This window comes from Nonomuraea bangladeshensis (assembly GCF_039529455.1).
GTDB classification, from domain to species: domain Bacteria; phylum Actinomycetota; class Actinomycetes; order Streptosporangiales; family Streptosporangiaceae; genus Nonomuraea; species Nonomuraea bangladeshensis.
Genome location: NZ_BAAAMV010000006.1, coordinates 268,157 through 293,148 on the forward strand (window position 1 = coordinate 268,157; position 24,992 = coordinate 293,148).

Consider the following 24,992-nt stretch of genomic DNA (forward strand, 5'->3'; position numbering starts at 1 on the left):
CGATCCTACGACGGCTCACACGTTGCGCCGGTATTGGCCACCCGCCTCGAACAGGGCCTCGGTGATCTGCCCGAGCGAGCAGTGCCTGGCCGCCTCCATGAGGACCGCGAAGGCGTTCTCGTCCGACATCGCAGCCTCGCGCAGCCGGGCGAGCTGCCGCGGGGCCTCCTCCCGATGGCGCTCGTGGAAGGCGCGCAGCCGGTCGAGCTGCGACTGCTTCTCCTCCTCGGTGCCTCGGGCCAGCTCCAGCTGGTGCGGCACGGGCTCGTCGCCGTCGTCCTTCGTGAAGGTGTTGACGCCGACGATCGGCAGCGAGCCGTCGTGCTTGCGCATCTCGTACAGCATGGACTCGTCCTGGATGCGGCCGCGCTGGTAGCCGGTCTCCATCGCGCCGAGCACGCCGCCGCGGTCCGACAGCCGCTCGAACTCGGCCAGCACCGCCTCCTCCACCAGGTCCGTCAGCTCCTCGACGATGAACGAGCCCTGCAGCGGGTTCTCGTTGCGCGCCAGGCCCCATTCGCGGTTGATGATGAGCTGGATCGCCATCGCGCGGCGGACCGAGTCGGCCGACGGGGTGGTGACGGCCTCGTCGAAGGCGTTGGTGTGCAGGCTGTTGCAGTTGTCGTAGATCGCGATGAGCGCCTGCAGGGTGGTGCGGATGTCGTTGAAGTTCATCTCCTGGGCGTGCAGCGACCGGCCCGAGGTCTGGATGTGGTACTTGAGCTTCTGCGAGCGCTCGCCGGCGCCGTAGCGCTCGCGCATGGCGATCGCCCAGACGCGGCGGGCCACCCGGCCGAGCACGCTGTACTCGGGGTCCATGCCGTTGGAGAAGAAGAACGACAGGTTCGGCGCGAAGTCGTCCACCTTCATGCCCCTCGCCAGGTACGCCTCCACGTAGGTGAAGCCGTTGGCGAGGGTGAAGGCGAGCTGGCTGATCGGGTTCGCCCCGGCCTCGGCGATGTGGTAGCCGGAGATCGAGACCGAGTAGAAGTTGCGCACGCCGTTGCGGATGAACCACTCCTGGATGTCGGCCATCATCCGCAGGCTGAACTCGGTGGAGAAGATGCAGGTGTTCTGGCCCTGGTCCTCCTTCAGGATGTCGGCCTGCACCGTGCCGCGCACGGTGGCGAACGTGCGCGCGCCGAGCTCCCGGTCCTCGCGCTCGTCGGGCTCGCGGCCGTGCTCGGCCCGGAAGCGCGCCCTGACCTGGTCGAGCGCGGTGTTGAGGTAGAACGCGAGGATCGTCGGGGCGGGGCCGTTGATGGTCATCGACACCGACGTGTCGGGCGCCGTCAGGTCGAAGCCGTCGTAGAGCGCCTTCATGTCGTCGAGCGTGGCGATCGACACGCCCGAGGTGCCGACCTTGCCGTAGATGTCCGGGCGCGGGTCGGGGTCGTTGCCGTAGAGGGTGACCGAGTCGAACGCGGTGGACAGGCGGGTCGCGGGCTGGCCGGCCGACAGCAGCTTGAAGCGCCGGTTGGTGCGGAACGGGTCGCCCTCGCCGGCGAACATCCGGGTCGGGTCCTCGTCGTCGCGTTTGAACGGGAACACCCCGGCGGTGAACGGGAACGCCCCCGGCAGGTTCTCCGCGCGCAGGAAGCGCAGCAGGTCGCCGTGGTCGCTGTAGCGGGGCAGGGCCACGCGCGGGATGCGGTTGCCGGACAGCGTCTCGCGCCACAGCGGGGTGTGGATCTCCTTGTCGCGGACCTTGACCACCAGCTCGTCGGCCCGGTAGCGCTCGACCGTCGCGGGCCAGGCGGCGAGCAGCGCGCGGCTCTCCTCGGTCAGCTCGCGCTCGGCGCGATCCTGGAGGTCCCGCAGCCGCTCGTCGTCCCCTGTCAGGAGGTCGCGGACGGCCGCGAGCTGCTGGCGGCGGCGGACCGCCTCGGCCTGGGCCAGCGTCTCGGCGTGGTAGCCGCGTACGGTCTCGGCGATCTCGGCGAGGTAGCGGGCGCGGGCGGGCGGGACGATCGCGGCCGACGCCTGCGAGGTGCGGCCGGCGACCTTCGGCAGCAGGCCGGGGCCGGGCTCCGGCAGCAGCAGGCCCCTGAGGTGGTGGTAGAGGGCCGTGACGCCGGCGTCGTTGTAGCGGGAGGCGATGGTGCCGAAGACCGGCATGTCGTCGGGCCGGGCGGAGAACGCCTCGCGGTTGCGGACGAGCTGGCGGCGGACGTCGCGCAGGGCGTCCTCGGCGCCGCGGCGCTCGTACTTGTTGATCACCACGGCCTCGGCGAAGTCCAGCATGTCGATCTTCTCCAGCTGGGAGGCCGCGCCGAACTCGGGCGTCATCACGTAGATGGGCACGTCCACGTGCGGGACGATGCCGGCGTCGCCCTGGCCGATGCCCGGCGTCTCGACGATCACCAGGTCGTACCCGGCGGCGCGGCAGGCGGCGATCACGTCGTCGAGGCAGGTGGGCACCTCGTTGGGCGCGCCGCGGGTGGCCAGGGAGCGGAAGTAGACCTGGGGGCCCAGGCTGTTCATCCTGATGCGGTCGCCGAGCAGGGCGCCGCCGCCGCGCCGGCGGGTGGGGTCGATGGCGACGATCGCGATGCGCAGCTTGTCGTCGTTGTCCACGCGGAAGCGGCGTACCAGCTCGTCGGTCAGCGAGGACTTGCCTGAGCCGCCCGTACCGGTGATGCCGAGCACCGGCGCGCGCCGCTCGCCCGCGGCGCGCCTGAGCGCGTCGGTCAGCGGCTCGGGAGCGCGGCCCGACTCGATGAGCGTGATCGCGCGGGCCAGCGCCGCCTGGTCGCCGGAGAGCACGGCCTCCGGCGCGGGCGGATCGCCCAGCTCGTGGTCGCAGTCCTCGATCAGCTTGTTGATCATGCCGGGCAGGCCGTAGCGCTGGCCGTCCTCCGGCGAGAAGATGCGGGTGACGCCGCGCGAGTGCAGCAGCTCGATCTCCTCGGGGACGATCACGCCCCCGCCGCCGCCGAACACCTTGACGTGCCCGGCGCCGCGCTCGCGCAGCAGCTCCACCAGGTAGGTGAAGAACTCGACGTGCCCGCCCTGGTACGAGCTGATCGCCACGCCCTGGACGTCCTCCTGGATGGCGGCGGTGACGATCTCGTCGACCGACCGGTTGTGCCCGAGGTGGATCACCTCGGCGCCTTGCGACTGCAGGATGCGCCGCATGATGTTGATCGCCGCGTCATGGCCGTCGAACAGGGCCGCGGCGGTCACGAAACGCACGGGGTTCACCGGGACGTGCACGCCTGATCACTCCTTTGTGAGGGGCTCTCCTCCCAAGATACTAGGACGTCCTACTATTTCCCAGGAACCTGTGGGGTAGGGGACCCGGCGAGGAGGTGGGGCCGATGCGCGCACTGACGTTCGCGCCGGGAAAACGGGGCACGCTGGAGGTCACGGACCTGCCAGAACCCACGCCAGGTCCGGGCGAGTTGCTCGTCGAAGGGCTCGCGCTCGGCATCTGCGGCACCGACAGGGAGCTGGCGGCGGCCGAGTACGGCTGGCCCCCGACCGGCCGGGAGCGCATGGTCATCGGGCACGAGTCGTTCGGGCGGGTCCTTGAGGCCCCTGACGACTCCTCGTTCTCGGCGGGCGACCTCGTCGTCGGCGTCGTACGCCGCCCCGACCCCGTGCCGTGCGGCGCGTGCGCGCGCGGCGAGTTCGACATGTGCCGCAACGGCCAGTACACCGAGCGCGGCATCAAGGAGCGCGACGGCTACGCGAGCGAGCGCTGGACCGTCGAGGCCGAGTACGCGGTGCGCCTGGACCCGTCGCTGGAGCACGTCGGCGTGCTGACCGAGCCCGCGTCCGTGGTGGCCAAGGCGTGGGACCAGATCTGGCGGATCGGCTCGCGGGCCTACTTCGAGCCCGCCAAGCTGCTGGTGACCGGCGCGGGGCCGATCGGGCTGCTGGCCGCCATGATGGGACGGCAGCGCGGCCTGGAGCTGCACGTCGTGGACCGCTCACCCAAGGGGCTCAAGTCCGAGCTGGTGGAGGCGCTCGGCGGGACCTACCACTCCGACTCCTCGCTCGCGCCGCTGGCCCGGCTCCAGCCCGACATCATCATCGAGTGCACCGGGGCGGGGCAGCTCGTCATCGACGCGATGACGGCCACGGCGGCCAGCGGGATCGTCTGCCTGTGCGGGCTCGCGGCGGGCGGGCGTACGCACCGGGTGGACGCGGGCGTGATCAACCGGGACATCGTGCTGGAGAACGACGTGGTCTTCGGCACCGTCAACGCCAACCAGCACCACTTCGCGGCCGCGGCCGAGTCCCTGGCCAAGGCGGAGCTGGGGTGGCTGGAGCGGCTGATCACGCGGCGGGTGCCGCTGGAGCGGGCCACGCAGGCGTTCGAGCCGGCCCAGGGGGACGTGAAGGTGGTGGTCGAGCTCAACGCCTCCTGAGGGGCGGAGCGGGCTTCAGCGGGGATCGTACGGTTTGCGGCGGGACGGGGTGGAGTGACGGGCGACGGCCGCGCCGGTGTCCTTCTGGGCCTTCTGGGCCTTCGCCTCCGGGCCCGGCCCTCCGCCGACGCGGACCGGCTCGCGCTCCCTGGCGCCGGCCGTCTCGCGCTCCCTGGCGCCGGCCGTCTCGCGCTCCCTGGCGCCGGCCGTCTCGCGCTCCCTGGCGCGGGCCGTCTCGGGCTCTCTGCCGCGGGGCTGCTCGGGCTCCTCCGGGCGTCCGCCCGGGCGGGAGGGCTTTCGCTGCTGTCTCGGGACGGGCGGGGCGCCGACGCGGGTGAGCTTGCCGCGGAAGGTCTCGGGGATCGGCGCGGGGCGCCGGGCCTCCGCCTCCTCGGTCCCGCCGGGCCCGTCCGGCTCGTTCCACGGCCACGCGACCGGCCACGGCCAGGTGAAGCGGCGGTGGATGCCGCGTCGGCGGGTGAAACGTAAGGACAGCAGGACGGTGGCCAGCACCATCGCGGCCAGCAGCGCGGGCGGCGTGCCCAGGAAGTCCAGCGGCGAGCTCACGCCCGTGGCGGACTGCGGGGGCCGCACGAACGGCTGCTCGGTGCCGGGGATCTCGCCGGCCCGGTCGGCGTTGGCCTTGACCAGGCGCGGGACGCCGTACCCGACGACCTTGTCGGTCTCGCGGACCTTGCGCTTGAGCCAGACCCCGTCCACGTTCGCCTCGATCGTGTGGATCTTCTTACCCTTGACCCGCTCGACGATCCCGACGTGGTCGATGCCCTTGTAGGACTTGCCGCCGCGCCAGTCGTAGAAGACCAGGGCTCCCGGCTCGGGCCGCTGACTCCAGGCGCCCTGCTTCATGAACCAGGCGGCGTGCGAGGGGGTCCAGGCGAACTCACCGACGTAGGGGGTGAGGCCCGATTTGTCCGCCGCCCAGGCGAGGAACATGTCGCACCAGGGCGCGTTGCGGAACTGGTTGTCCTGGACGCGATCCGCGTACCACTGGCCGAACTTGGTGAACTGGCCGCTCTTCTCCTTGTAGCCGAGTTCCTGCCGTACCGTCTCCAGCAGCCTCTGGGCGATCGGGTCCAGGGTGACTCCTCCGGGGAAAACCGACAAAACCACGATGGACTGTAATAGCGTCATCGGGAAATTGCGCGGGCCACCCGGAAAGTGTCTTGCTATGAGATGAAATATCGGCTAAGTGACTGGTGTGACCGGTGAGCCAGGAGGGCCCTCACGCGCCCGCGCCGACGCGGTAGACCGCGACGTCGCCCGCTCCCTGCGCGACCACGTCCGCCACGATCACGGTCACGTTGTCCGGCGAGCCGCCCTCGTTGGCCAGGTCGATGAGCCGCTGCACCGCCACGACGGGATCGGCGACGGTGGTCAGCACCTCGTGCAGCATCTCGGGGCCGAGCACGGCGGTCAGCCCGTCGGAGCACAGGAGATAGCGGTCGTCCGGCTCGGCCTCGCGCAGCGCCATGTCGGGCTCGGCCCGCCCCTCGCTGCCCAGCACCCGCAGCACCATGGAGCGGCGGGGGTGCACCGCGGCCTGGTCCTCCGTTATCCGGCCTTCGTCCACCATCGACTGCACAAGTGTGTGATCCTTGGTCATCTGATAAAGAGCGCCGTCGCGCAGCAGATAACCGCGGGAGTCACCGAGATGGGCCAAGGCGAAACGGTAGCCGTCGAACAGCATGGCGGTCACCGTGGTGCCCATCCCCCGGCGCGCCGGGTCGATGTCGGCCAGCTCGACCAGCCGGCGGCCCGCCTCGGCCACCGCGCTCTCCAGTGCGGCCTCCAGGTCGGCGCCCGTCTCGGGAAGCGTGGCATCCAGCTCGCGCATGACCGCGATGGCGGCCGAGCTCGCCAGCTCGCCCGCCGCGTGACCGCCCATCCCGTCGGCCACCACGAGCAACCGGCCGCTCGCGTAGCCGGAGTCCTCGTTCTGCTCCCTGCGACGGCCCACATCTGATCCGGCGGCATAGCGGATGTTGTGCTTCATACACCGCAGTAAATCATTGGTTGAAAGACTTCACAAGCAGATGCGCTGAAGACTCTTGTGACGTACTGTGGGCACCATGAGCCACGACCCGACCGTCAACGCCGGGGACATCGCCCGGCTCGCCGGTGTCGGGCGTGCCGCGGTCAGCAACTGGCGCCGCCGCCACGACGATTTTCCCCAACCGGTGGGCGGCACCGCCAATCAGCCGCTGTTCTCCCTGCCCCAGATCGAGTCCTGGCTGCGCCGCTATGGGAAGTCCTACCAGGTCTCCCTGGGAGATCGGGTATGGCAACGCCTGAAAGCCGCGGGTGATTTGCGGCTGGGCGAGCTGGTGGCCCAGGCGGGCGTCCTGCTCACCGGCCACCACACCCCCACGGGCGGTGGGCTCGACGGTGAGCTCGCCGGGCTCGTCACCGAGCTGGCCGAGCGGCACGAGCCGCTGACCGCGTACGAGTTCCTGTGCGAGCGCTACCTGGAGGCCCACTCGAGGCAGCTCTCCGTCACCCGCGACGACGTGGCCGAGCTCATGGTCCGGCTGGTCCGCGCCGAGGGCGGCACGCTGCTCGACCCGGCCTGCGGCGTCGGAACGCTCCTGCTGGCCCTCGACCGCACCCCGCGACCCGGCGGCGAGGCCCCCCGCCGCCCGGCCAAGGTGCTCGGCCAGGAGCTGAGCGAGACCTCGGCGGCCATCACCGCGGCCCGGCTCCGGCTGCGCGGCCTCGACGCCGAGGTCGTGGCCGGTGACGCCATGCGCGCCGACGCCTTCCCCGGCCTGCGGGCCGACGCCGTCGTGTGCGACCCGCCGTTCAACGAGCGGGCCTGGGGCTACGAGGAGCTGACCGGCGACCCGCGCTGGGAGTACGGCCTGCCGCCGCGCGGCGAGCCCGAGCTCGCCTGGGTCCAGCACTGCCTCACGCACGTCAAGCCCGGCGGCGCGGTCGCCATCCTCATGCCCCCGGCCGCCGCCAGCCGCAAGGCGGGCCGCCGCATCCGGGCCAACCTGCTGCGCGCGGGCGCCCTGCGGGCCGTCGTCGCGCTGCCCGGCGCCGACCTGTGGCTGCTGCGCCGGCCCAGGCCGGGCGAGCGGCCCCCGTCCGAGGTGCTGATCCTCGACGCCGCCGGCGACCTGGAGCTCGTCGAGCCGGCCTGGCGGGCCTACCTGGAGGACCGTTCCGACCAGACCGTACGCATCATCGACCTGCTGGCCGACGAGGTCGACATGACCCCGGCCCGCCACCAGCGCCGCGACGACGTGGGCAAGGCGTTCGCCGAGGTCCGTGACCGGTTCCTGGCCGCGAGCGCGTCGCCGCCCGACCTGAAGGTGCTGGAGCAGCCGCTCGACCAGCCCGCCATCACGCTCGGCGACCTGATCAAGGAGGGCCTGGTGACCATGATCCAGGCTCCGGCGAAGATGGTCGCCGACGGCGGCGAGGTGCCCGTGCTGACCGCCGACGACGTGCTCAGCGGCAGCCCGCCCTCCGGCTCGGCGGCCGCCCAGCAGGGCCTGGTCACGCTGCGGTCCGGCGACGTCGTGGCGTCCTACTCCAGCGTGCGCGTGATCGCCGAGGGCGGGGCGGCGCTGGGCCCCCACCTGACCCTCTACCGGGTGGACGGCCGGCGGCTCGACCCCGACTTCCTGGCCGGCTACCTGCGTGCCGCGGGCGGGCGAGCGACCACCGGCTCCAGCAGGTTCGACGTGCGCCGCACCCGGCTGCCCCGGCTGCCGCTGAAGGAGCAGAAGGCGTACGGCGAGGCCTTCCGTCAGCTCGCCGTGCTGGAGGACGCCATCCGCGAGACCTCCACCCTCGGCCACACCCTCATCAGACTGGGCCTCGACGGCTTGGCCGACGGCCACCTCCACCCTGCTGACGGCCTCACTCCGTGAGGCAGGCGCGTGCCCATGGCCTCGCTCCGCGAGGCGCGCTCGGTCGCCCTACGCCATCGCCTTCCCCCGCTCTGGTCGCTACGCTCCCGCCGCTCCTCCAGGCGACGGCGCTCCCTCGCCGTCCTGACGGTGTAGTTTTTCTCGCAAAGGTGGGAGGGAGGGGCTATGGTCATCGGCGACCGGTATGTGCTCGACGACCTCCCTCTCGGTACGGGCGGCATGGGGGCGGTCTACGCGGGGCACGACCGGCACCTCGACCGCCGGGTCGCGGTCAAGCTGCTGCGCCTGCCGAGCGGCCCCGATCACGAGCTGGAGCGGCGCTTCATCCGTGAGGCCCGCATCCTGGCCAGGCTGGAGCACCCCGGCGCGCCCGTCCTCTACGACTTCGGCACCCACGAGCAGCGGCTCTTCCAGGTGATGCAGTTCATCGAGGGCGTCACCGTGGCCGACGTGGTGAGCGAGCACGGCCCGCTGCCGGTGCCGTGGGCGGCGGCCATCGCGGCGCAGGCGTGCGCGGTGCTGTCGGCGGCCCACGCCCTCGCGATCTGCCATCGCGACCTCAAGCCGACCAATCTCATGCTCTGCCCTGACGGCAGCGTGAAGGTGCTCGACTTCGGCCTCGCGCTGCTGCGGGACGCCGACGTCACCACGTTCACCAGGATCGGGCAGATCCTGGGCACGCCCGCGTACATGGCGCCCGAGCAGATCCAGCACGGGGTGGCCGAGCCGCGCAGCGACCTCTACTCGCTGGGCTGCGTGCTGCACGAGATGCTGACCGGCCGCCAGCTCTTCACCGGGCCGACCGACTACGTGGTCTTCGAGAAGCAGGTCAAGGAGCAGCCGCCGGCCGTGCCCGGCCTGCCGCCCGGCCTCGCGGCGCTGCTGGCGCAGCTGCTGGAGAAGCAGCCCGAGGACCGGCCCGCGGACGCGAACGAGCTGTACGAGCGGCTCGACCCGTTCGCGGTGGGCCTGCCCCAGTTGCCGGGTTTCCTGGCGCCCGCGCCGAGCCCCGGCGGCATGTACGCCCGCATGGCGGGCCGCGTCCTCGGCGGCTGACCCCCGGTCGGTGTGCGCGGCGGGGGCGGGCGCGGCGCCCGTGGCGGGAGGGAGCGGGGGTCTCGTTCGTGCATCCGGGGCAGCCTAACCCAGCCCGCAGGCAGACTGAAACATTTCGGGGAACGCTCTCTCGGGTAACGGCGATCGTTATCTAACCCCGGTTGACACAGGCAGGTGAGCCGCACGACTCTCTGAGAGAGCGCTCTCTCACCTGTCCCCCACGCACAACCCAGGAGGGTTCCATGACCCCTCGGATCCGTCTTGCCGTCCCCCTGCTCGCCGCGGCCCTGCTCAGCGCCGCGTGCGGCGGCGGAGGCGGAGGGAACGCCGCCGCACCGGCGAGCGCGCAGCCGGGCGAGAAGATCAAGCTCACCGTCGGGCTCTTCGGCGACTTCGGCTTCAAGCCCCTCTACGAGGAGTACAAGAAGACCCACCCGAACATCGAGATCGTCGAGAACGTCACGCAGTTCAACGACCACCACAACAACCTGGTCAAGCGGCTGGCCACCAACGCCGGCGCGGGGGACGTCGAAGCGGTCGAGGTCGGCTACATCAGCACCTTCACGGCCCAGCCGAACAAGTTCGTCGACCTCAAGCAGTTCGGCCTCGACAAGCGCCAGTCCGACTACCTCGACTGGAAGTGGCAGCAGGGCCTCAGCAAGGACGGCGGGCAGGTCCTCGGCCTCGGCACCGACGTCGGCGGCCTGGCCATGTGCTACCGCAAGGACCTGTTCAAGAAGGCCGGCCTGCCCACCGACCGCGCCGAGGTCGCGGCCCTGTGGCCGACATGGGAGCAGTACATCGCGACCGGCAAGAAGTTCGCCGCGGCCGACGTGGCGGGCGCGAAGTTCACCGACTCCCCCGGCGAGATCTTCCGCGCGATGGTCAACCAGGCCCCGACCGGCCTGTACGACGCCCAGGACAACATCATCGTCGCGTCCAACCCCGACGTGAAGAAGGCCTGGGACCTGTCCAACCAGCTCACCCAGGAGGGCCTGACCGCCAAGCTCGCGGCCTTCTCCCCGCCGTGGAACACGGGCTTCGCCAAGGGCTCGTTCGCCACGATCATCTGCCCGGCCTGGATGACCGGCTTCATCCAGGAGCAGGCCAAGGACGCGACCGGCAAGTGGGACATCGCCACTGTTCCCGGCGGCTCGGGCAACAGCGGCGGCTCGCACCTCATGGTGCCCAAGCAGAGCAAGCACCCCAAGGAGGCCGCCGAGCTGATCGACTTCCTGACCTCCAAGGACAACCAGGCCAAGGTGTTCAAGGAGGAGGGCACGTTCCCGTCGATCCCGTCGCTCTACGACGACCCGTCGATCCAGAACTTCACCAAGCCGTTCTTCGGTGACGCCCCCATCGGCAAGATCTACTCCGACGCCGCCAAGGCGCTCAAGCCGCAGCACCTCGGCCCGAAGGAGGCCGACGTCCGGGTGGCGATCGGCAACGGCCTCGGCCGCGTCGAGCAGGGCAAGCAGACGCCGGACGAGGCGTGGGCCCAGGTCCTTCAGGACGTACAGAAGATCAAATGAGCACCTACCCCCTCGCGGCGACGCGGCGGCGTAGGCGCAGCGTGCGGCACACCCTCGACATGAGGGTGTCGCCGTACGCCTACGTCGCGCCCTTCTTCCTGCTGTTCTGCGCGTTCGGCCTGTTCCCGCTGATCTACACGGCCTGGGTCAGCCTGCACGAGTGGACGCTGCTGTCGGACACCCAGGAGTTCGTCGGCCTCGGCAACTACTCGACGCTGCTGGCCGACGGCTACTTCTGGAACGCCACCTTCAACACGCTGTCCATCGGCGTGCTGTCCACCGCCCCCCAGCTCCTGCTCGCCATCTGGCTGGCGCACCTGCTGAACCGGCGGCTGCGCCTGCAGACGCTGTTCCGGATCTCGCTGCTGCTGCCGAACGTCACCAGCGTGGTGGCGGTCGTGGTGATCTTCAGCCAGCTCTTCGGCCGCGACTTCGGCCTGATCAACTGGATGCTGTCGTGGTTCGGGGTCGGCAACATCGACTGGGCGGCCGGCACCGCCACCTCGCACGTCGCCCTGTCCGTCATGATCATGTGGCGGTGGACCGGCTACAACGCGCTGATCTTCCTGGCCGCCATGCAGGCCGTGCCGCGCGAGCTGTACGAGGCCGCCACCCTGGACGGCGCGAGCAGCTTCCGGCAGCTGCGCAGCGTCACGCTGCCGATGATCCGCCCGACGATCATCTTCGTCGTCATCGTCTCCACGATCGGCGCCATGCAGATCATCGCCGAGCCCATGCTCTTCGCGCAGAGCACCGGCAGCGGGGGCGGCACCTTCGCCACCGGCGGCCCCGACCGCCAGTTCCAGACCCTGGCGCTGTACGTCTACGAGCAGGCCTTCGCCAACTCGACCTTCGACTTCGGCTACGCCTCGGCCGCGTCCTGGCTGATGTTCCTGGCCGTGGTGATCGTCTCCGGCGTCAACTTCCTCATCACCCGCAGGGCGAAGGGAGGGATCGTATGAGGCTGCGCTACCTGACCCTGACGGCCGTGGCGTTCTTCTCGGCGTTCCCGCTGTACTACAGCGTCGTCGTGGCCTCGCGGCACAACTCGGCGCTCGCGCAGGTGCCGCCGCCGCTGATCCCCGGCGGGAACTTCTTCGCCAACGTCTCCCGGGTCTTCGACACCGTGCCGTTCGGGCTGGCGCTGGTCAACTCCCTGATCGTGGCGGGGTCGATCTCGATCGCGGTGATGTTCTTCTCCACGCTCGCCGGGTTCGCCTTCGCCAAGCTGAGGTTCCGCGGCAGGAACGCGATGCTGGTCATCACCGTCGCCACCATGATGGTCCCGGCGCAGCTCGGCATCATCCCGCTCTACATGCTCATGGTGAAGCTGGAGTGGACCGGCACCAACTACGCGCTGATCGTGCCCGCGCTGGTCAACGCCTTCGGCGTGTTCTTCATGACCCAGTACCTGTCGCGGGCGCTGCCCACCGAGCTGCTGGAGGCCGGGCGGGTGGACGGCTGCACCACGTGGGGGCTGTTCTGGCACGTCGTGCTGCCCGCGGCTCGGCCGGCGGCGGCCGTGCTCGGCATGCTCACCTTCATGTCGGCCTGGAACGACTACTTCTGGCCGCTGGTCGTGCTCAATCCGGACAATCCGACGGTCCAGGTGGCGTTGTCCTCCCTGGCCAGCGGCTACGTCAACGACTACGTGCTCGGCCTGGCCGGCACGGCGGTCGGCACGCTGCCGCTGGTGGCCGTCTTCGTGCTGTTCGGCAAGCAAATCATCGGCGGAATCATGCAAGGAGCTGTGAAGGGATGATCTTTCCCGAGGACTTCGTCTGGGGCGCCGCCACGGCCTCGTACCAGATCGAGGGGGCGGTCAAGGAGGACGGGCGGGGACAGTCCATCTGGGACACCTTCTCCCACACCCCGGGGAACGTGGCGGGCGACGACACCGGCGACGTGGCCTGCGACCACTACCACCGCTACCGGGACGACGTCGCCCTGATGCGGGAGCTGCGCCTGGCGGCGTACCGGTTCTCGATCGCCTGGCCGCGCGTCCAGCCGGACGGCTCGGGCCCGGTCAACCCGCGCGGCGTCGCCTTCTACGACCGGCTCGTGGACGAGCTGCTGGCCGCGGGCATCACGCCCTACGTCACCCTCTACCACTGGGACCTCCCGCAGACCCTGGAGGAGCGCGGCGGCTGGACCGACCGCGACACCGCGCACCGCTTCGCCGACTACGCCGAGGCCGTGCACGCCCGGCTCGGCGACCGGGTCACCAACTGGGCGACGCTGAACGAGCCCTGGGTGGCCGCCTACCTCGGCTACGGCAACGGCGTGCACGCGCCGGGCCGCCGCGACGCCGCGAGCGCGCTGCGCTCGGCCCACCACCTGCTGCTCGGCCACGGCCTGGCGGCCAGGCGGCTGCGGCCCGGCAGCGTGATGCTGGTGGTCAACTCCTCGCCCGTGCTCACCCCGGCGCAGGTGAACGACCCGGCGGCGGTGCCCGGCGAGGCCGACGCGGCGGCCGTCGACCGCATCCACGCGCTGCTCACCCGGCAGTTCCTCGACCCGGCCGTGTACGGGACGTACCCGGAGGAGGTGCTGGCGGCGGCCCGGCGCAACGGCGGCACGGACCACATCCGCGACGGCGACCTCGACACCATCAGGGCGCCCATCGACCTGATCGGCGTCAACTACTACAACCCGTGCGTCGTCGAGGCCGGCCCCGGCCTGCCCGCCGACGCCGCCTGGCCGGGGTCGGAGGACGTGCGCTTCGCCACCGCCGACGCCCCCACCACGGCGATGGGCTGGCCGATCGTGCCGGACGGCCTGTCGCGCCTGCTGGTCCGGCTCTCGCAGGACTATCCGCAGGTCGGCCTCATGGTCACGGAGAACGGCGCGGCCTTCGACGACGTCGTGGAGAACGGGCGGGTGCACGACGCGGACCGGGTGGCGTACCTGGACGGGCACCTGCGCGAGGTGTGGCGGGCCGTCGAGGCGGGCGCGGACCTGCGCGGCTACCTCGTGTGGTCGCTGCTGGACAACTTCGAGTGGGCGGAGGGCTACCGGCGGCGGTTCGGGATCGTGCACGTGGACTACGCGACGCAGAACCGCACCCTCAAGGACAGCGCTCTGTGGTACCGCGACGTCATCGCCAGAAACGGCCTGTAGATTTTTTACGTGCTCTCCCTTCTGGTGCAGTCATGAGACGCCCGACCCTGGAGGCGGTCGCCGCCCGGGCGGGTGTCTCGCGGGCCACCGCCTCCCGCGTCGTCAACGGGCAGACGACGGTGGCGCCCCACATCCGCGACGCCGTGCTGCAGGCCATCGACGAGCTGGGCTACGTCCCCAACTCGGCCGCGCGCAGCCTGGTCACCCAGCGCACCGACTCGATCGCGCTGGTCATCAGCGAGCCCGGCACCCGGGTCTTCTCCGAGGACCCGCTGTTCTCCACGGTGATCAGGTCGGCGTCGATGGAGCTCGAGTCGGCCAACAAACAGGTCGTGCTCATGCTGGCGTCCAACGCCAAGAGCCACGCCCGGGTCGAGCGCTACATCTCGGGCGGGCACGTGGACGGCGTCATGCTCATCTCCATGCACGGCGCCGACCCGCTGCCGTCCGCGCTGTCGCGGCTGCGCGTGCCGGTGGTGTCGTACGGGCGGCCCGCCGTGCCGGTGGACATCCCGTTCGTGGACAACGACAACGTGGGCGGCGCGGAGGCGGGCGTGCGCCATCTGGTGGAGATCGGCCGGCGCCGCATCGCGACCATCGCGGGGCCGCAGGACATGATCGCCGGCCAGGACCGCCTGGCCGGCTACCGCAACGTCCTGCGCGACTCCGACCGCCGCTCGATCGTCGCGGTCGGCGACTTCACCCGCGAGTCGGGGGCGATCGCGATGCGCCAGCTCCTCGGCGACGACCCCGGCCTCGACGCCGTCTTCGTGGCCAACGACCTGATGGCCGTGGGAGCGCTCCAGTCGCTGCGCCAGGCCGGTCGCCGGGTGCCCGACGACGTGGCCGTGGTCGGCTTCGACGACATCGAGGCGGCCAAGTACACCGAGCCGCCGCTGACCACGCTGCGCCACCCGGTGACGGACCAGGCGACGGCGATGGTCCACCTGCTGCTCGGCCTGTTCGAAGGCGGGCCGGGCGACCCGGTCATCCTGCCCACCGAGCTGGTGATCCGCGAGTCGGCGTGACGACGGCCTCCGCCGTGGCGGCCGCGGTCGCCGTGGCCCGTGCGCACGGCGTGCTGGTGGAGGAGCCGGTGCTGCTCCACGACTCCTTCAACCTGCGCGTCCACCTGCGGCCCGCGCCGGTCGTGGCGCGCGTGCCGACCGTCACCGCGATGGGGCGCGCGCGGCCGGACGAGGTGCTGCGGCGCGAGCTGGAGGTGGTGACCCACCTGCACCGCGCGGGCGCCCCGGTGGTGCCGCCGAGCGACCTGCTGCCGCCGGGGCCGCACCTGCGGGACGGCTTCGTGGTGACGTTCTGGACGTACGCCGAGCACGACCCGGAGCGGGTGATCTCGCCCGAGGAGGCCGGGCAGGGGCTGGCCGGGCTGCACGAGGCCCTGCGCGGCTTCCCGGGCGAGCTGCCGGTCCTGTGGCCGGCGCTGGACGAGCCCGCTCGGCTGCTCGACGTCGTGGACGGCCGGATCGATCCCGGCGCCCACGCCCGGCTGCGCGCCGGTCACGAGGAGCTGGCCGGGCGGCTGCCCCGGGACGGCGGGCAGGCCGTGCACGGCGACGCGCATCCCGGCAACCTGCTGGCCACGCCGCGCGGGCTGCTCTGGAACGACTTCGAGGAGTGCATGACCGCCCCGGCCGCGTGGGACCTCGCCGTGCTGGGGCGCACGCTGACCGCCTGGCTCCGCGACCCCAGCGGGGCCAGGCGGTGAGACGAGGCCGCTAGGCGAGCCAGGCCGTGGTGTCGGCGGGGAGCGCGCCGTCCTCCAGCGGGCCGCTGGCCAGCAGGAGCCGGCCCTCGGGCAGCGGCATCGGGCCGGGCCCGAGGTTGGTGACGCAGGTCAGGCCCGAGTCGCGGCGGAAGGCAAGCACGTCGCCGTCGAGCGGCAGCCAGGTCAGGGTGCCGTCGCCGAGCGACTCGGCCCGGATGCGCAGCCCCTCGCGGTACAGGTTGAGCATCGAGCCGAGGTCCGTGAGCTGGGCCTCGGCGGTCAGCTTGCGCCAGTTGTCCGGCTGGGGCAGCCACGGCGTGCCCGTGCCGAAGCCGAACGGCGGCTCCTCCCCCGACCACGGCAGCGGGACGCGGCAGCCGTCGCGGCCGGGGTTCGTGCCGCCCGACCTGGCGTACATCGGGTCCTGCCGCCGCTCGTCCGGCAGGTCCTCGACCTCGGGCAGGCCCAGCTCCTCGCCCTGGTAGACGTAGACCGAGCCGGGCAGCGCCATCGCCAGCAGCGCCGCCGCCCGCGCCCGCCGGTGGCCGAGCTCCAGGTCGGACGGCGTGCCGTGGAGCCGCCCGCCGTGCTCGAAGGTGGTGTCGGCGCGGCCGTAGCGGGTGACCGGGCGGGTGACGTCGTGGTTGGACAGCACCCAGGTCGGGGGCGCGCCGATCGGGGTGTGCGTGGCGAGCGTCAGGTCGATGACCCGGCGCAGCTCGGCGGCCTCCCACGGGCAGGACAGGAAGTCGAAGTTGAACGCCGTGTGCAGCTCGTCGGGGCGCAGGTAGCGGGCGAAGCGCTCCTGGTCGGGCAGCCAGACCTCGCCGATGAGGACGCGCTCGCCGTACTCGTCGGCGATCTCGCGCCAGCGCCGGTAGACGTCGTGGACGCCGTCGAGGTCCTCGTACGCGGTGTCCGACTTGAACAGCAGCGCCGCCGAGTCGATGCGGAAGCCGTCCACGCCGCGCTCGAACCAGAAGCGCAGCACGTCCTCGAACTCCTGGTGGACCTCGGGGTTCGCCCAGTTGAAGTCCGGCTGCCCCGGGTCGAACAGGTGCAGGTACCACTGCCCGTCCGGCACCTGCGTCCAGGCGGAGCCGCCGAAGATGGACTGCCAGTCGTTGAGCGGCCGGTCGGCGAACCAGAACCGGTCGCGGGCCGCCGGGTCCGCCAGCGCCTCCTTGAACCATGCGCTCTCGGTGGAGCTGTGGTTGGGCACGACGTCGATGATGACCTTGATGTCGAGCTCGTGCGCCTCCTCGATGAACGCCTCGGCCTCGGCGAGCGTGCCGAAGACCGGCTCGATGTCCCGGTAGTCGGCGACGTCGTAGCCGCCGTCGGCCATCGGCGAGGGATACCACGGGTTGAGCCAGATGGCGTCGATCCCCAGGTCCTTCAGGTACGGCAGGCGGGATCGCAGGCCGGCGAGGTCGCCCACGCCGTCGCCGTTCCCGTCGGCGAAACTACGCAGGTAGACCTGGTAGATCGCGGCCCCCCGCCACCACGTTTTCGACATGCGATTATCCCTTGATGCTTCCGGCGGTGAGGCCCGCCATGATGTGTCGTTGGAAGACGAAGAAGACGATGATCATGGGAATGCCGGCGATCACCAGGCCGGCCATGACCTGGTTCTGGGTGACCGCCCCTGCGGTCTGCGACAGCCCCACGCTGATCGGCATCTTCTCGCTGTCGGTCATCACCAGCAGCGGCAGGACGAAGTCCTTGAAGGCGGTGACGATCGTGAAGATGGACACCACGCCGAGGATGGGCCGGGAGACCGGCAGCACCACGGACCAGAGCGTGCGCACCGGCCCGGCGCCGTCGATCTGCGCCGCCTCGATGAGCTCGCGCGGGATCGAGTCGAAGAAGCGTTTGAGCAGGAAGATGTTGAACCCGTTGGCCGCCGCCGGGAACCACAGCCCCCACGGGTTGTTCAGCAGCCCGAGGTCCACGATCGTCACGTAGAGCGGGATGAGGATCACCATCGGCGGGATCATCAGCGTGGCCAGCATCGCGCCGAGGATCACGTTGCCGAACACCGGGCGCAGCTTCGACAGCGCGTACGCCGCCGACACGTCCACCACCATGGAGAACAGCCAGGCCCCGAAGGCGTAGTACGCGGTGTTCGCCAGCAGCGTGCCGATGTCGAACAGGTCCCACGCCTCGACGAAGTTGTCCAGCGTCGGGTCCCGGGGCACCGGTGTGGGCGGCATCTCGGCGATCTCGTCCGGCGTCTTCATGGCGCCGGTGACCATCCAGTAGAGCGGGAAGACGAAGGCCAGGGTGAACAGCAGGACGACGGAGACCAGCACCAGCCAGTAGATCCGCCGCCCCCACCGGCTGTTGAGCTGGTGGGGCGAGACGATCGTCCTGAACTGCACCTGCATCGGCTTCGGACGCCTTCCGGCGCCACGCCTGCCCTTCCGGCCGGCCGTGCCCGCGCCGACGGCGATCATGCCTGGTCCTCCCGGGTGGTGCGCAGCTGGAAGGCGGCGAAGACGAGCAGCGCGAGCATGAGCATCATGCCGAGCGCCCCGGCCTGGCCGTAGTTCATCTGCGAGAAGGCGAACTGGTACATCAGGTAGGCCACGCTGACGGTGGCGTTCTCCGGGCCGCCGCCGGTCAGCATGTACGGCTCGATGAACACCTGCATGGTCGCCACGATCTGCAGCATGAGCATGAGCAGCAGGATCAGCCGCGTCTGCGGGATCGTGACGTGCCGGATGCGCTTGACGATCCCGGCGCCGTCGAGCTCGGCGGCCTCGTACAGCTCGGGCGGGATGTTCTGCAGCGCGGCCAGGTAGATCAGGGTCGCGCTGCCCATGTTCATCCAGGTCGAGACGATGACCAGCGAGATCAGCGCCGTGGAGGAGCTGTCCAGCCAGGCGAGCGTCGGCAGGTGGAAGAAGTCGAGTATCTGGTTGAACAGCCCGGGCCCGGGATCGTAGAACCACCGGAACAGCAGCACCGCGACGATCGGCGGCAGCATGACCGGCAGGTAGACCACGAACCTGAGGTAGGCCCGGGCGTGGCGCAGCTCGTTCAGCACGAGCGCGACGGCGAACGGGACGGCGTAGCCGCACAGCAGCGCCAGGGCGGTGAACTCCACGGTGTTCAGCCAGGCCTCGCCGAAGGCCGGGTCGGCGACGGCCGCCTTGAAGTTGTCCAGCCCCACCCACTCGGGCGGGTTGATCAGGTCGGTCCGCTGGAAGCTCAGGATGAACTCCCTGACCATCGGATACCAGGCGAACACCGTGAAGCAGAACAACGCCGCGCAGAGGAACCCGTAGGCCGTCAGATTGCGCCTCAAGATCCGCATCAGGGTCAGCCCTTGGCCGCCAGCATCGCGTTGGCCTTGGTCTCGGCGTCCGCCAGGAGCTCGTCCACGCTCGCGTCCTTACGGCTCAGCACGCCGGACATCGCCACGTCGAGGATGGCGTACAGCTCCTGCGCGTGCGGGGGCTCGGCCTTCGGCGGGACGGTCGCGGCGGCGTCCACGTACGTCTGGTAGTTCTCCACGGGCAGCGAGGCGTTCTTCACCCGCTCCTCCTGGAGGGCCTTGCCGGTGGGCGAGTCGCCGTAGACGGCGTTGTCGGGGACGCCGACCGGGTTGCCGATGGCCTTGCCGCGGGCGAAGTCGAAGCGGCCCTTGCCGACGGTGTTGAAGCGGAAGTCGATCCACTCCATGCCGGCCTTGGCCTGCTCGGGCGTGGCCTTCGGGTTGATCATGTACGCCTCGCCGCCGCTCAGCGACGCCTTGGCCTCGGGGAAGCCGGTGATGCCGTAGTCGTCGACGTTGCCCTTGAACTTGGTGACCACGTCGGTGACCACGTCGGGCGCGCCGAGCATCATGCCGACCTTGCCGCTGCCCATGGCCATCATGAGCGACTCCCAGCCGACCAGGAGCTTGCTGCCCATGCTGTTGTCGACCCAGCGCATGTCGTGCAGGTTCTGCAGCACGGCCTTGCCCTCGGGCGAGTTGAACGCGGCCTTCTTGCCGTCGTCGGTCAGGATGCTGCCGCCCCGGCCGTAGATGGCCTGGGTGAAGTGCCAGCCGCCGGTGTTGCCGCCGGAGTACTCGCCGTAGCCGACGTAGCCGGCGCCGAGGCCGGCGATCTTCTTGGCGGCCTCGCGCACCTCGGCCCAGGTCTTCGGCGGGGTGTTGGGGTCGAGGCCGGCCTTGGTGAACAGGGCGCGGTTGTAGACCAGGCCGACGCTGTAGTGCACGTTGGGGACGCCGTAGACCTTGCCGTCCTTGGTGAGCAGCTCGCGATGGTCGGGGCGCAGGTCGTTCCAGTTCTTGACCGAGCGGGTGTACTGCGTGATGTCGAGGGCCTGGCCCTGCGCGATGACGTCGTCGTAGTTCGTCATGGGCACCACGAAGACGGTCTCCATCTGGCCGCCCGCCAGCTTGGGCCCGAAGGTCTTGGGGTCGAAGCACGGCTGCTGGTCCGTGCTCTTCACCGTCACGCCGGGGTGCGCCTTCATGAACGCGGCGACGTCCTCGTCCCATGCCTTGCGGTCCTGGGGGGCGGTCTTGGCGGGCTGGCAGGCGACCGTGATCGACACGTTCGCCGCCCCGCCGGAGGCCGCGGGCTGCGGCGACTCGCCGGAGCCACAGGCGGTCGCCGAGAGGCCGAGCGCGGTTACGAGCAAGAGTCCGGTGGATCTCCGCATGGTCTGACCCTTCTGATGCGAGGTGCCCACACCATAGGATCAGCGACACACGGACGCAATATTTCGACGCTCTATTGCAAGATAACGACTGTGTTACGCAGGGCAGCGCGCCGTGGAGGCCCGTACCACCAGCTCGGGCTCGAACAGCAGCTCGTCGGCCGGGACCACCGCCTTGTCGATCTGCGCGACCAGCAGGTCCACGGCGGCCCGGCCCATCGCGTCGATCGGCTGGCGGACCGTGGTGAGCGGCGGCTCGGTGCAGTTCATGAGCGCGGAGTCGTCGAAGCCGATCACCGAGATGTCGCCGGGAACCGAGAGCCCGGCGCGGCGCGCGGCCCGCACGGTGCCGAGCGCCAGCAGGTCGCTCGCGCACACCACGCCGGTCACCCCGCGCCTGACCAGCCGGGCGGCGGCCGCGTGCCCGCCCTCCAGCGAGAACATCGTGTGCTCGACCAGCTCGGCGTCGCCGCCCCCCGCGAGGAACGTCTCCAGCTTGCGCCGCGAGGGCATGTGGTCCTTCGGCCCGAGCACCATGCCGACGCGCTCGTGGCCGAGCGCGCGCAGGTGGGCCACCGCCATCTCGGCCGCCACGGCGTCGTCGCAGGAGACCTGGGGGAAGTCGAGGTGCCGGACGGCCGCGTTGACGAGGACGGTCGGGAGCTTGCGCTCGTGCAGCAGCTCGTAGTGGCCGTGCGCGGCGTCGGCCTGGGCGTACAGGCCGCCGGCGAAGACCACGCCGCTGACCTGCTGCTGGAGCAGGAGGTCGACGTAGTCGGCCTCCGAGACGCCGCCGACCGTGCGGGTGCACAGCACCGAGGTGAACCCCTGCTGGGCGAGCGCCCCGCCGACCACCTCCGCGAAGGCGGGGAAGATCGGGTTCTGCAGCTCGGGCAGCACCAGGCCGACCAGCCTGGCCCGGTCGCCGCGGAGCTGGGTGGGGCGTTCGTAGCCGAGCACGTCGAGAGCGGTCAGCACGGCCTCGCGGGTCGCGTCGGAGACCCCCGGCTTGCCGTTGAGCACGCGGCTGACGGTCGCCTCGCTCACCCCGACCTTCTTGGCCACCTCTGCGAGTCGTCGTGTCATGCGCAAACTATACGGCCTGCAGCGCAAGCGCTTGCAAGGAATTACGTGGATCGGACGACGCCGCTTGCAGCGTGCCCGTATGGATTTCCGGCCCACCACCTGGTGTTGACCAGCTCCGACGGCCGTTCCGCGCCGACTTCAGTCAGTCATCCCTTTGCGAAATACAGTCGAAATATTGCGGCCATCTGCTCGACATCCTATGGTTCGGCCAACTAGCCTCCGCCGAAGGGCCACCCCCATGAGAGCTGTCCTAGCCGCCCTTTCGTTAGCCATCGGACTCCTCGCCGCCCCGGCCACCGCCGCACAGGCCGCGGCCGACACCAACCTCGCCGCCGGCAAGGCCGCCACCGCGAGCAGCTTCACCGACGTCTACCCGGCCGCCAACGTCACCGACGGGAACCAGGCCACCTACTGGGAGTCGGCCAACAACGCCTTCCCGCAGTGGATCCAGGTGGACCTCGGCACCAGCGCGAGCGTCAACCGGCTGGTGCTCAAGCTGCCGTCCGGCTGGCCGAGCCGGACGCAGACGCTGACCGTCCAGGGCAGCGCCACCGGCTCCTCCCCGTTCACCACGATCGCCGCCTCGGCCACCTACACCTTCAACCCGACGGCCACCATCACCTTCCCCGCGACCACCACCCGGTACGTGCGCGTCCAGATCACCGGCAACACCGGCTGGCCCGCCGGCCAGCTCTCGGAGTTCGAGGTCTGGGGCACCGCCGACGACGGCCCGCCGCCGCCCGGGACGAACCTGGCGCTCGGCAGGCCGATCACCGAGTCCTCGCACACGCACACGTACGTCGCCGCCAACGCCAACGACGGGAACCTGGGGACGTACTGGGAGAGCGCCGCCTACCCGGGGCAGCTCACCGTCCAGCTCGGCGCCAACGCCGACCTCACCTCGATCACCGTGAAGCTCGACCCGGCCCAGGCGTGGGGCCGGCGCACGCAGACGTTCCAGGTCCTCGGCCGCGAGCAGAGCGCCGGCTCCTTCACCGGCCTGGTGGCCTCGGCGACCTACACCTTCGACCCGGCGACGGGCAACTCGGTGACCATCCCGGTGACCGGCAAGGCGGCCGACGTCCGGCTGCAGTTCACCGCCAACTCGGGCGCGCCCGGCGGGCAGGTCGCCGAGTTCCAGGTGTTCGGCACGCCGTCGGCCAACCCCGACCTCACCGTGGCGAACCTGACCTCCAGCCCGGCGTCGCCGGTCGAGACCGACGCGGTCACGCTGTCGGCCACGGTCAGGAACGCGGGCACCGCCGGCTCGGCCGCCACCTCCGTCACCTTCTACGCGGGCACCGCCAAGGTCGGCACCGCCGCCGTGGGCGCGCTGGCCGCGGGGGCGTCGGCGACCGTGTCGGCGAACATCGGGGCGCGGGACGCGGGGACGTACCAGCTGTCCGCCAAGGTGGACGAGGACAACAAGGTCACCGAGCTCAACGAGGCCAACAACACCACCACGGGCACGCTCACCGTGCGGCCGGTCGACACCGCCGACCTGGTCGCCGCGCCCGTCGCCTGGACGCCGGGCAACCCGGCCGCGGGCGGCACGGTGACGTTCAGCGTGGCGATCAGGAACCAGGGCACGGTCGCCTCCAGCTCGGCCGCGCACGGCGTCACGCTGACCGTCGTCGACGCCGGCGGCACGGTCGTGCGCACCCTGACCGGCTCGGTGAGCGGCGCCATCGCGGCCGGCGCGACCACCGCGCCGATCACCCTCGGCACCTGGACGGCTGCCAACGGCAGGTACACCGTCAGGACCGTGCTCGCCGACGACGCGGGCGAGCTGCCGGTCAAGCGCGCCAACAACACCAGCGAGCTGCCGCTGTTCGTGGGCCGCGGCGCGAACATGCCCTACGACACCTACGAGGCCGAGGACGCCGTGCTCGGCGGCGGCGCGGCCCGGGTCGGCCCGAGCAGGGACGTCGGCACGCTCGCCGGCGAGGCGTCCGGCCGCCGCGCGGTCACGCTCAACCAGACCGGCGCCTACGTCGAGTTCACCACCCGTGCCGACACCAACACCCTCGTCACCCGCTTCTCGATCCCCGACGCCCCGGGCGGCGGCGGCATCGACTCGACGCTCAACGTCTACGTCAACGGCACGCTGCTCAAGGCGATCCCGCTGACCTCCCGCCACGCCTGGCTGTACGGCGCGGAGCACCAGCCCACCAACAGCCCCGGCTCCGGCCCGCCCCGGCACATCTACGACGAGGCGAACCTGATGCTCGGCACCACCGTCCCGAAGGGCAGCAAGATCCGCCTGCAGAAGGACGCCGCCAACACCAGCACGTACGCCATCGACTTCATCGACCTGGAACAGGCGACCGCGGTCGCCAACCCCGACCCGGCCAAGTACGCCGTCCCCGCCGGCTTCACCCACCAGGACGTCCAGAACGCCCTGGACAAGGCCCGCATGGACAGCAGCCTGACCGGCGTCTACCTGCCCGCCGGCGACTACCAGACGGGCTCGAAGTTCCAGGTCTACGGCAAGGCCATCAAGATCGTCGGCGCGGGCCCGTGGTTCACCCGCTTCCGCCCGCCCTCCGGCCAGGAGAACACCGACATCGGCTTCCGCGCCGACGCCACCGCCAACGGCACGACGTTCCAGGGCTTCGCCTACTTCGGCAACTACACGGCCCGCATCGACGGCCCCGGCAAGGTCTTCGACTTCTCGAACGTGGCCAACATCACGATCGACAACATCTGGGTCGAGCACCAGGTCTGCATGTACTGGGGCACCAACACCGACGACATGACGCTGAAGAACTCCCGGATCAGGAACACCTTCGCCGACGGGCTCAACTTCACCAACGGCAGCACCGGCAACCACGTCACCAACATCGAGACCCGCGCCACGGGCGACGACAGCTTCGCGCTGTTCTCGGCCACCGACAACAACCCCGGCGAGCAGCACGGCAACGTCTTCGAGAACCTCAGCTCGCTGCTCACCTGGCGGGCCGCGGGCGTGGCCGTCTACGGCGGCTACGACAACACCTTCAGGAACATCTACGTGGCCGACACGCTCGTCTACTCGGGCGTGACGATCAGCTCGCTCGACTTCGGCTACCCGATGCACGGCTTCGGCGCGAGCCCGCCCACCGTGTTCGACAACATCTCGCTGGTCAGGGCGGGCGGCCACTTCTGGGGGCAGCAGACGTTCCCGGCGCTGTGGGTGTTCTCCTCCTCCAAGGTGTTCCAGGGCATAAGGGTCAGCAACCTGGACATCGTGGACCCGACCTACAGCGGGATCATGTTCCAGACCGGCTACTCCAGCCCGACGACGCCGCTCAACCCGGTGAAGGACACGACCTTCACCAACGTCTCGATCAGCGGCGCCCAGAAGAGCGGCGACGCCTTCGACGCCAAGTCCGGCTTCGGGATCTGGGTGAACGAGCTGCCCGAGCCCGGTCAGGGCCCGGCGGTCGGGTCGGCCACGTTCACCGGCCTGCGCTTCAGCGGCAACGCGCAGAACATCAGGAACACGACCTCGACGTTCACCCTCACGATCAACTGA

18 protein-coding genes are annotated in these 24,992 nt (G+C 70.7%); 10 read left to right on the forward strand and 8 right to left on the reverse strand.

The window, feature by feature from the left end:
• Window positions 1–15: 15 nt before the first annotated feature.
• Window positions 16–3,216 carry a fused isobutyryl-CoA mutase/GTPase IcmF gene (gene icmF, locus ABD292_RS20790; RefSeq protein ID WP_344209600.1) on the reverse strand — a complete coding sequence of 1,067 codons (3,201 nt, stop codon included), beginning with the start codon at window positions 3,214–3,216 and terminating at the stop codon, window positions 16–18.
• 104 nt (window positions 3,217–3,320) lie between these two features.
• On the opposite strand from icmF, the gene ABD292_RS20795 reads away from it, so the two are divergent.
• Window positions 3,321–4,376, forward strand: a complete 1,056-nt coding sequence (locus tag ABD292_RS20795; RefSeq protein ID WP_344209602.1) for a glucose 1-dehydrogenase — start codon at window positions 3,321–3,323, stop codon at window positions 4,374–4,376.
• Between the two features lie 15 nt (window positions 4,377–4,391).
• On the opposite strand, the gene ABD292_RS20800 is transcribed toward ABD292_RS20795, so the two are convergent.
• On the reverse strand, window positions 4,392–5,507 hold the full coding sequence (locus tag ABD292_RS20800) for a CHAP domain-containing protein (protein WP_344209604.1): 1,116 nt from the start codon (window positions 5,505–5,507) through the stop codon (window positions 4,392–4,394).
• Between the two features lie 112 nt (window positions 5,508–5,619).
• Window positions 5,620–6,390: a PP2C family protein-serine/threonine phosphatase gene (locus ABD292_RS20805; protein WP_344209606.1), complete on the reverse strand. Its 771-nt coding sequence runs from the start codon at window positions 6,388–6,390 to the stop codon at window positions 5,620–5,622.
• A gap of 76 nt (window positions 6,391–6,466) precedes the next feature.
• Between ABD292_RS20805 and ABD292_RS20810 the strand changes: the two genes are divergently transcribed.
• The 8 genes from ABD292_RS20810 to ABD292_RS20845 all read left to right on the forward strand — a co-directional run bounded on the left by ABD292_RS20810 (window position 6,467) and on the right by ABD292_RS20845 (window position 15,712).
• Window positions 6,467–8,275 carry an N-6 DNA methylase gene (locus tag ABD292_RS20810; RefSeq protein ID WP_344209608.1) on the forward strand — a complete coding sequence of 603 codons (1,809 nt, stop codon included), beginning with the start codon at window positions 6,467–6,469 and terminating at the stop codon, window positions 8,273–8,275.
• Between the two features lie 165 nt (window positions 8,276–8,440).
• A complete protein-coding gene (locus tag ABD292_RS20815) occupies window positions 8,441–9,331 on the forward strand; it encodes a serine/threonine-protein kinase (protein WP_344209610.1) in 891 nt (296 codons plus the stop codon).
• Between the two features lie 242 nt (window positions 9,332–9,573).
• Complete coding sequence (locus ABD292_RS20820; RefSeq protein ID WP_344209612.1) at window positions 9,574–10,863, forward strand: ABC transporter substrate-binding protein; 1,290 nt, start codon at window positions 9,574–9,576, stop codon at window positions 10,861–10,863.
• A complete protein-coding gene (locus tag ABD292_RS20825; RefSeq protein ID WP_329584209.1) occupies window positions 10,860–11,825 on the forward strand; it encodes a carbohydrate ABC transporter permease in 966 nt (321 codons plus the stop codon). The genes ABD292_RS20820 and ABD292_RS20825 overlap by 4 nt, the downstream gene beginning before the upstream one ends.
• Entirely contained in the window at window positions 11,822–12,625 is an 804-nt protein-coding gene (locus ABD292_RS20830; protein ID WP_344209615.1) for a carbohydrate ABC transporter permease, read from the forward strand. The genes ABD292_RS20825 and ABD292_RS20830 overlap by 4 nt, the downstream gene beginning before the upstream one ends.
• Window positions 12,622–13,983, forward strand: a complete 1,362-nt coding sequence (locus ABD292_RS20835) for a GH1 family beta-glucosidase (RefSeq protein ID WP_344209617.1) — start codon at window positions 12,622–12,624, stop codon at window positions 13,981–13,983. The genes ABD292_RS20830 and ABD292_RS20835 overlap by 4 nt, the downstream gene beginning before the upstream one ends.
• A 32-nt stretch (window positions 13,984–14,015) precedes the next feature.
• On the forward strand, window positions 14,016–15,011 hold the full coding sequence (locus ABD292_RS20840) for a LacI family DNA-binding transcriptional regulator (protein WP_344209619.1): 996 nt from the start codon (window positions 14,016–14,018) through the stop codon (window positions 15,009–15,011).
• Window positions 15,008–15,712 (forward strand): phosphotransferase, encoded by a 705-nt coding sequence (locus tag ABD292_RS20845; protein WP_344209621.1) that lies wholly within the window; start codon window positions 15,008–15,010, stop codon window positions 15,710–15,712. The genes ABD292_RS20840 and ABD292_RS20845 overlap by 4 nt, the downstream gene beginning before the upstream one ends.
• 10 nt (window positions 15,713–15,722) lie before the next feature.
• Here the strand turns inward: ABD292_RS20845 and ABD292_RS20850 are convergent, their stop codons facing one another.
• From ABD292_RS20850 to ABD292_RS20870, 5 genes are all read right to left on the reverse strand, one after another.
• The gene (locus ABD292_RS20850; protein ID WP_344209623.1) at window positions 15,723–17,231 is read right to left on the reverse strand and encodes a glycoside hydrolase family 13 protein; all 1,509 of its coding nucleotides are present in this window, start codon (window positions 17,229–17,231) and stop codon (window positions 15,723–15,725) included.
• Between the two features lie 4 nt (window positions 17,232–17,235).
• Window positions 17,236–18,171: a carbohydrate ABC transporter permease gene (locus tag ABD292_RS20855; RefSeq protein ID WP_344209625.1), complete on the reverse strand. Its 936-nt coding sequence runs from the start codon at window positions 18,169–18,171 to the stop codon at window positions 17,236–17,238.
• Complete coding sequence (locus ABD292_RS20860; protein ID WP_344209627.1) at window positions 18,168–19,034, reverse strand: carbohydrate ABC transporter permease; 867 nt, start codon at window positions 19,032–19,034, stop codon at window positions 18,168–18,170. Before ABD292_RS20860 ends, ABD292_RS20855 begins: the two co-directional genes overlap by 4 nt.
• A gap of 5 nt (window positions 19,035–19,039) precedes the next feature.
• A complete protein-coding gene (locus ABD292_RS20865; protein ID WP_344209629.1) occupies window positions 19,040–20,392 on the reverse strand; it encodes an ABC transporter substrate-binding protein in 1,353 nt (450 codons plus the stop codon).
• Between the two features lie 93 nt (window positions 20,393–20,485).
• Window positions 20,486–21,475: a LacI family DNA-binding transcriptional regulator gene (locus ABD292_RS20870; protein ID WP_344209631.1), complete on the reverse strand. Its 990-nt coding sequence runs from the start codon at window positions 21,473–21,475 to the stop codon at window positions 20,486–20,488.
• Between the two features lie 238 nt (window positions 21,476–21,713).
• Here ABD292_RS20870 and ABD292_RS20875 point away from each other — a divergent pair, with 238 nt between their 5' ends.
• Complete coding sequence (locus ABD292_RS20875) at window positions 21,714–24,992, forward strand: discoidin domain-containing protein (RefSeq protein ID WP_344209633.1); 3,279 nt, start codon at window positions 21,714–21,716, stop codon at window positions 24,990–24,992.

What these genes read in the sequence shown, in the direction of transcription:
- ABD292_RS20860 (WP_344209627.1), bottom strand. Translation starts at nt 19,034, where the DNA reads ATGCGGATCTTGAGGCGCAATCTGACGGCCTACGGGTTCCTCTGCGCG.
- ABD292_RS20825 (WP_329584209.1), top strand. Translation starts at nt 10,860, where the DNA reads ATGAGCACCTACCCCCTCGCGGCGACGCGGCGGCGTAGGCGCAGCGTG.
- ABD292_RS20830 (WP_344209615.1), top strand. Translation starts at nt 11,822, where the DNA reads ATGAGGCTGCGCTACCTGACCCTGACGGCCGTGGCGTTCTTCTCGGCG.
- ABD292_RS20835 (WP_344209617.1), top strand. Translation starts at nt 12,622, where the DNA reads ATGATCTTTCCCGAGGACTTCGTCTGGGGCGCCGCCACGGCCTCGTAC.
- ABD292_RS20865 (WP_344209629.1), bottom strand. Translation starts at nt 20,392, where the DNA reads ATGCGGAGATCCACCGGACTCTTGCTCGTAACCGCGCTCGGCCTCTCG.
- ABD292_RS20820 (WP_344209612.1), top strand. Translation starts at nt 9,574, where the DNA reads ATGACCCCTCGGATCCGTCTTGCCGTCCCCCTGCTCGCCGCGGCCCTG.
- ABD292_RS20815 (WP_344209610.1), top strand. Translation starts at nt 8,441, where the DNA reads ATGGTCATCGGCGACCGGTATGTGCTCGACGACCTCCCTCTCGGTACG.
- ABD292_RS20875 (WP_344209633.1), top strand. Translation starts at nt 21,714, where the DNA reads ATGAGAGCTGTCCTAGCCGCCCTTTCGTTAGCCATCGGACTCCTCGCC.
- ABD292_RS20795 (WP_344209602.1), top strand. Translation starts at nt 3,321, where the DNA reads ATGCGCGCACTGACGTTCGCGCCGGGAAAACGGGGCACGCTGGAGGTC.
- ABD292_RS20805 (WP_344209606.1), bottom strand. Translation starts at nt 6,390, where the DNA reads ATGAAGCACAACATCCGCTATGCCGCCGGATCAGATGTGGGCCGTCGC.
- ABD292_RS20855 (WP_344209625.1), bottom strand. Translation starts at nt 18,171, where the DNA reads ATGATCGCCGTCGGCGCGGGCACGGCCGGCCGGAAGGGCAGGCGTGGC.
- ABD292_RS20850 (WP_344209623.1), bottom strand. Translation starts at nt 17,231, where the DNA reads ATGTCGAAAACGTGGTGGCGGGGGGCCGCGATCTACCAGGTCTACCTG.
- ABD292_RS20870 (WP_344209631.1), bottom strand. Translation starts at nt 21,475, where the DNA reads ATGACACGACGACTCGCAGAGGTGGCCAAGAAGGTCGGGGTGAGCGAG.
- ABD292_RS20840 (WP_344209619.1), top strand. Translation starts at nt 14,016, where the DNA reads ATGAGACGCCCGACCCTGGAGGCGGTCGCCGCCCGGGCGGGTGTCTCG.
- ABD292_RS20810 (WP_344209608.1), top strand. Translation starts at nt 6,467, where the DNA reads ATGAGCCACGACCCGACCGTCAACGCCGGGGACATCGCCCGGCTCGCC.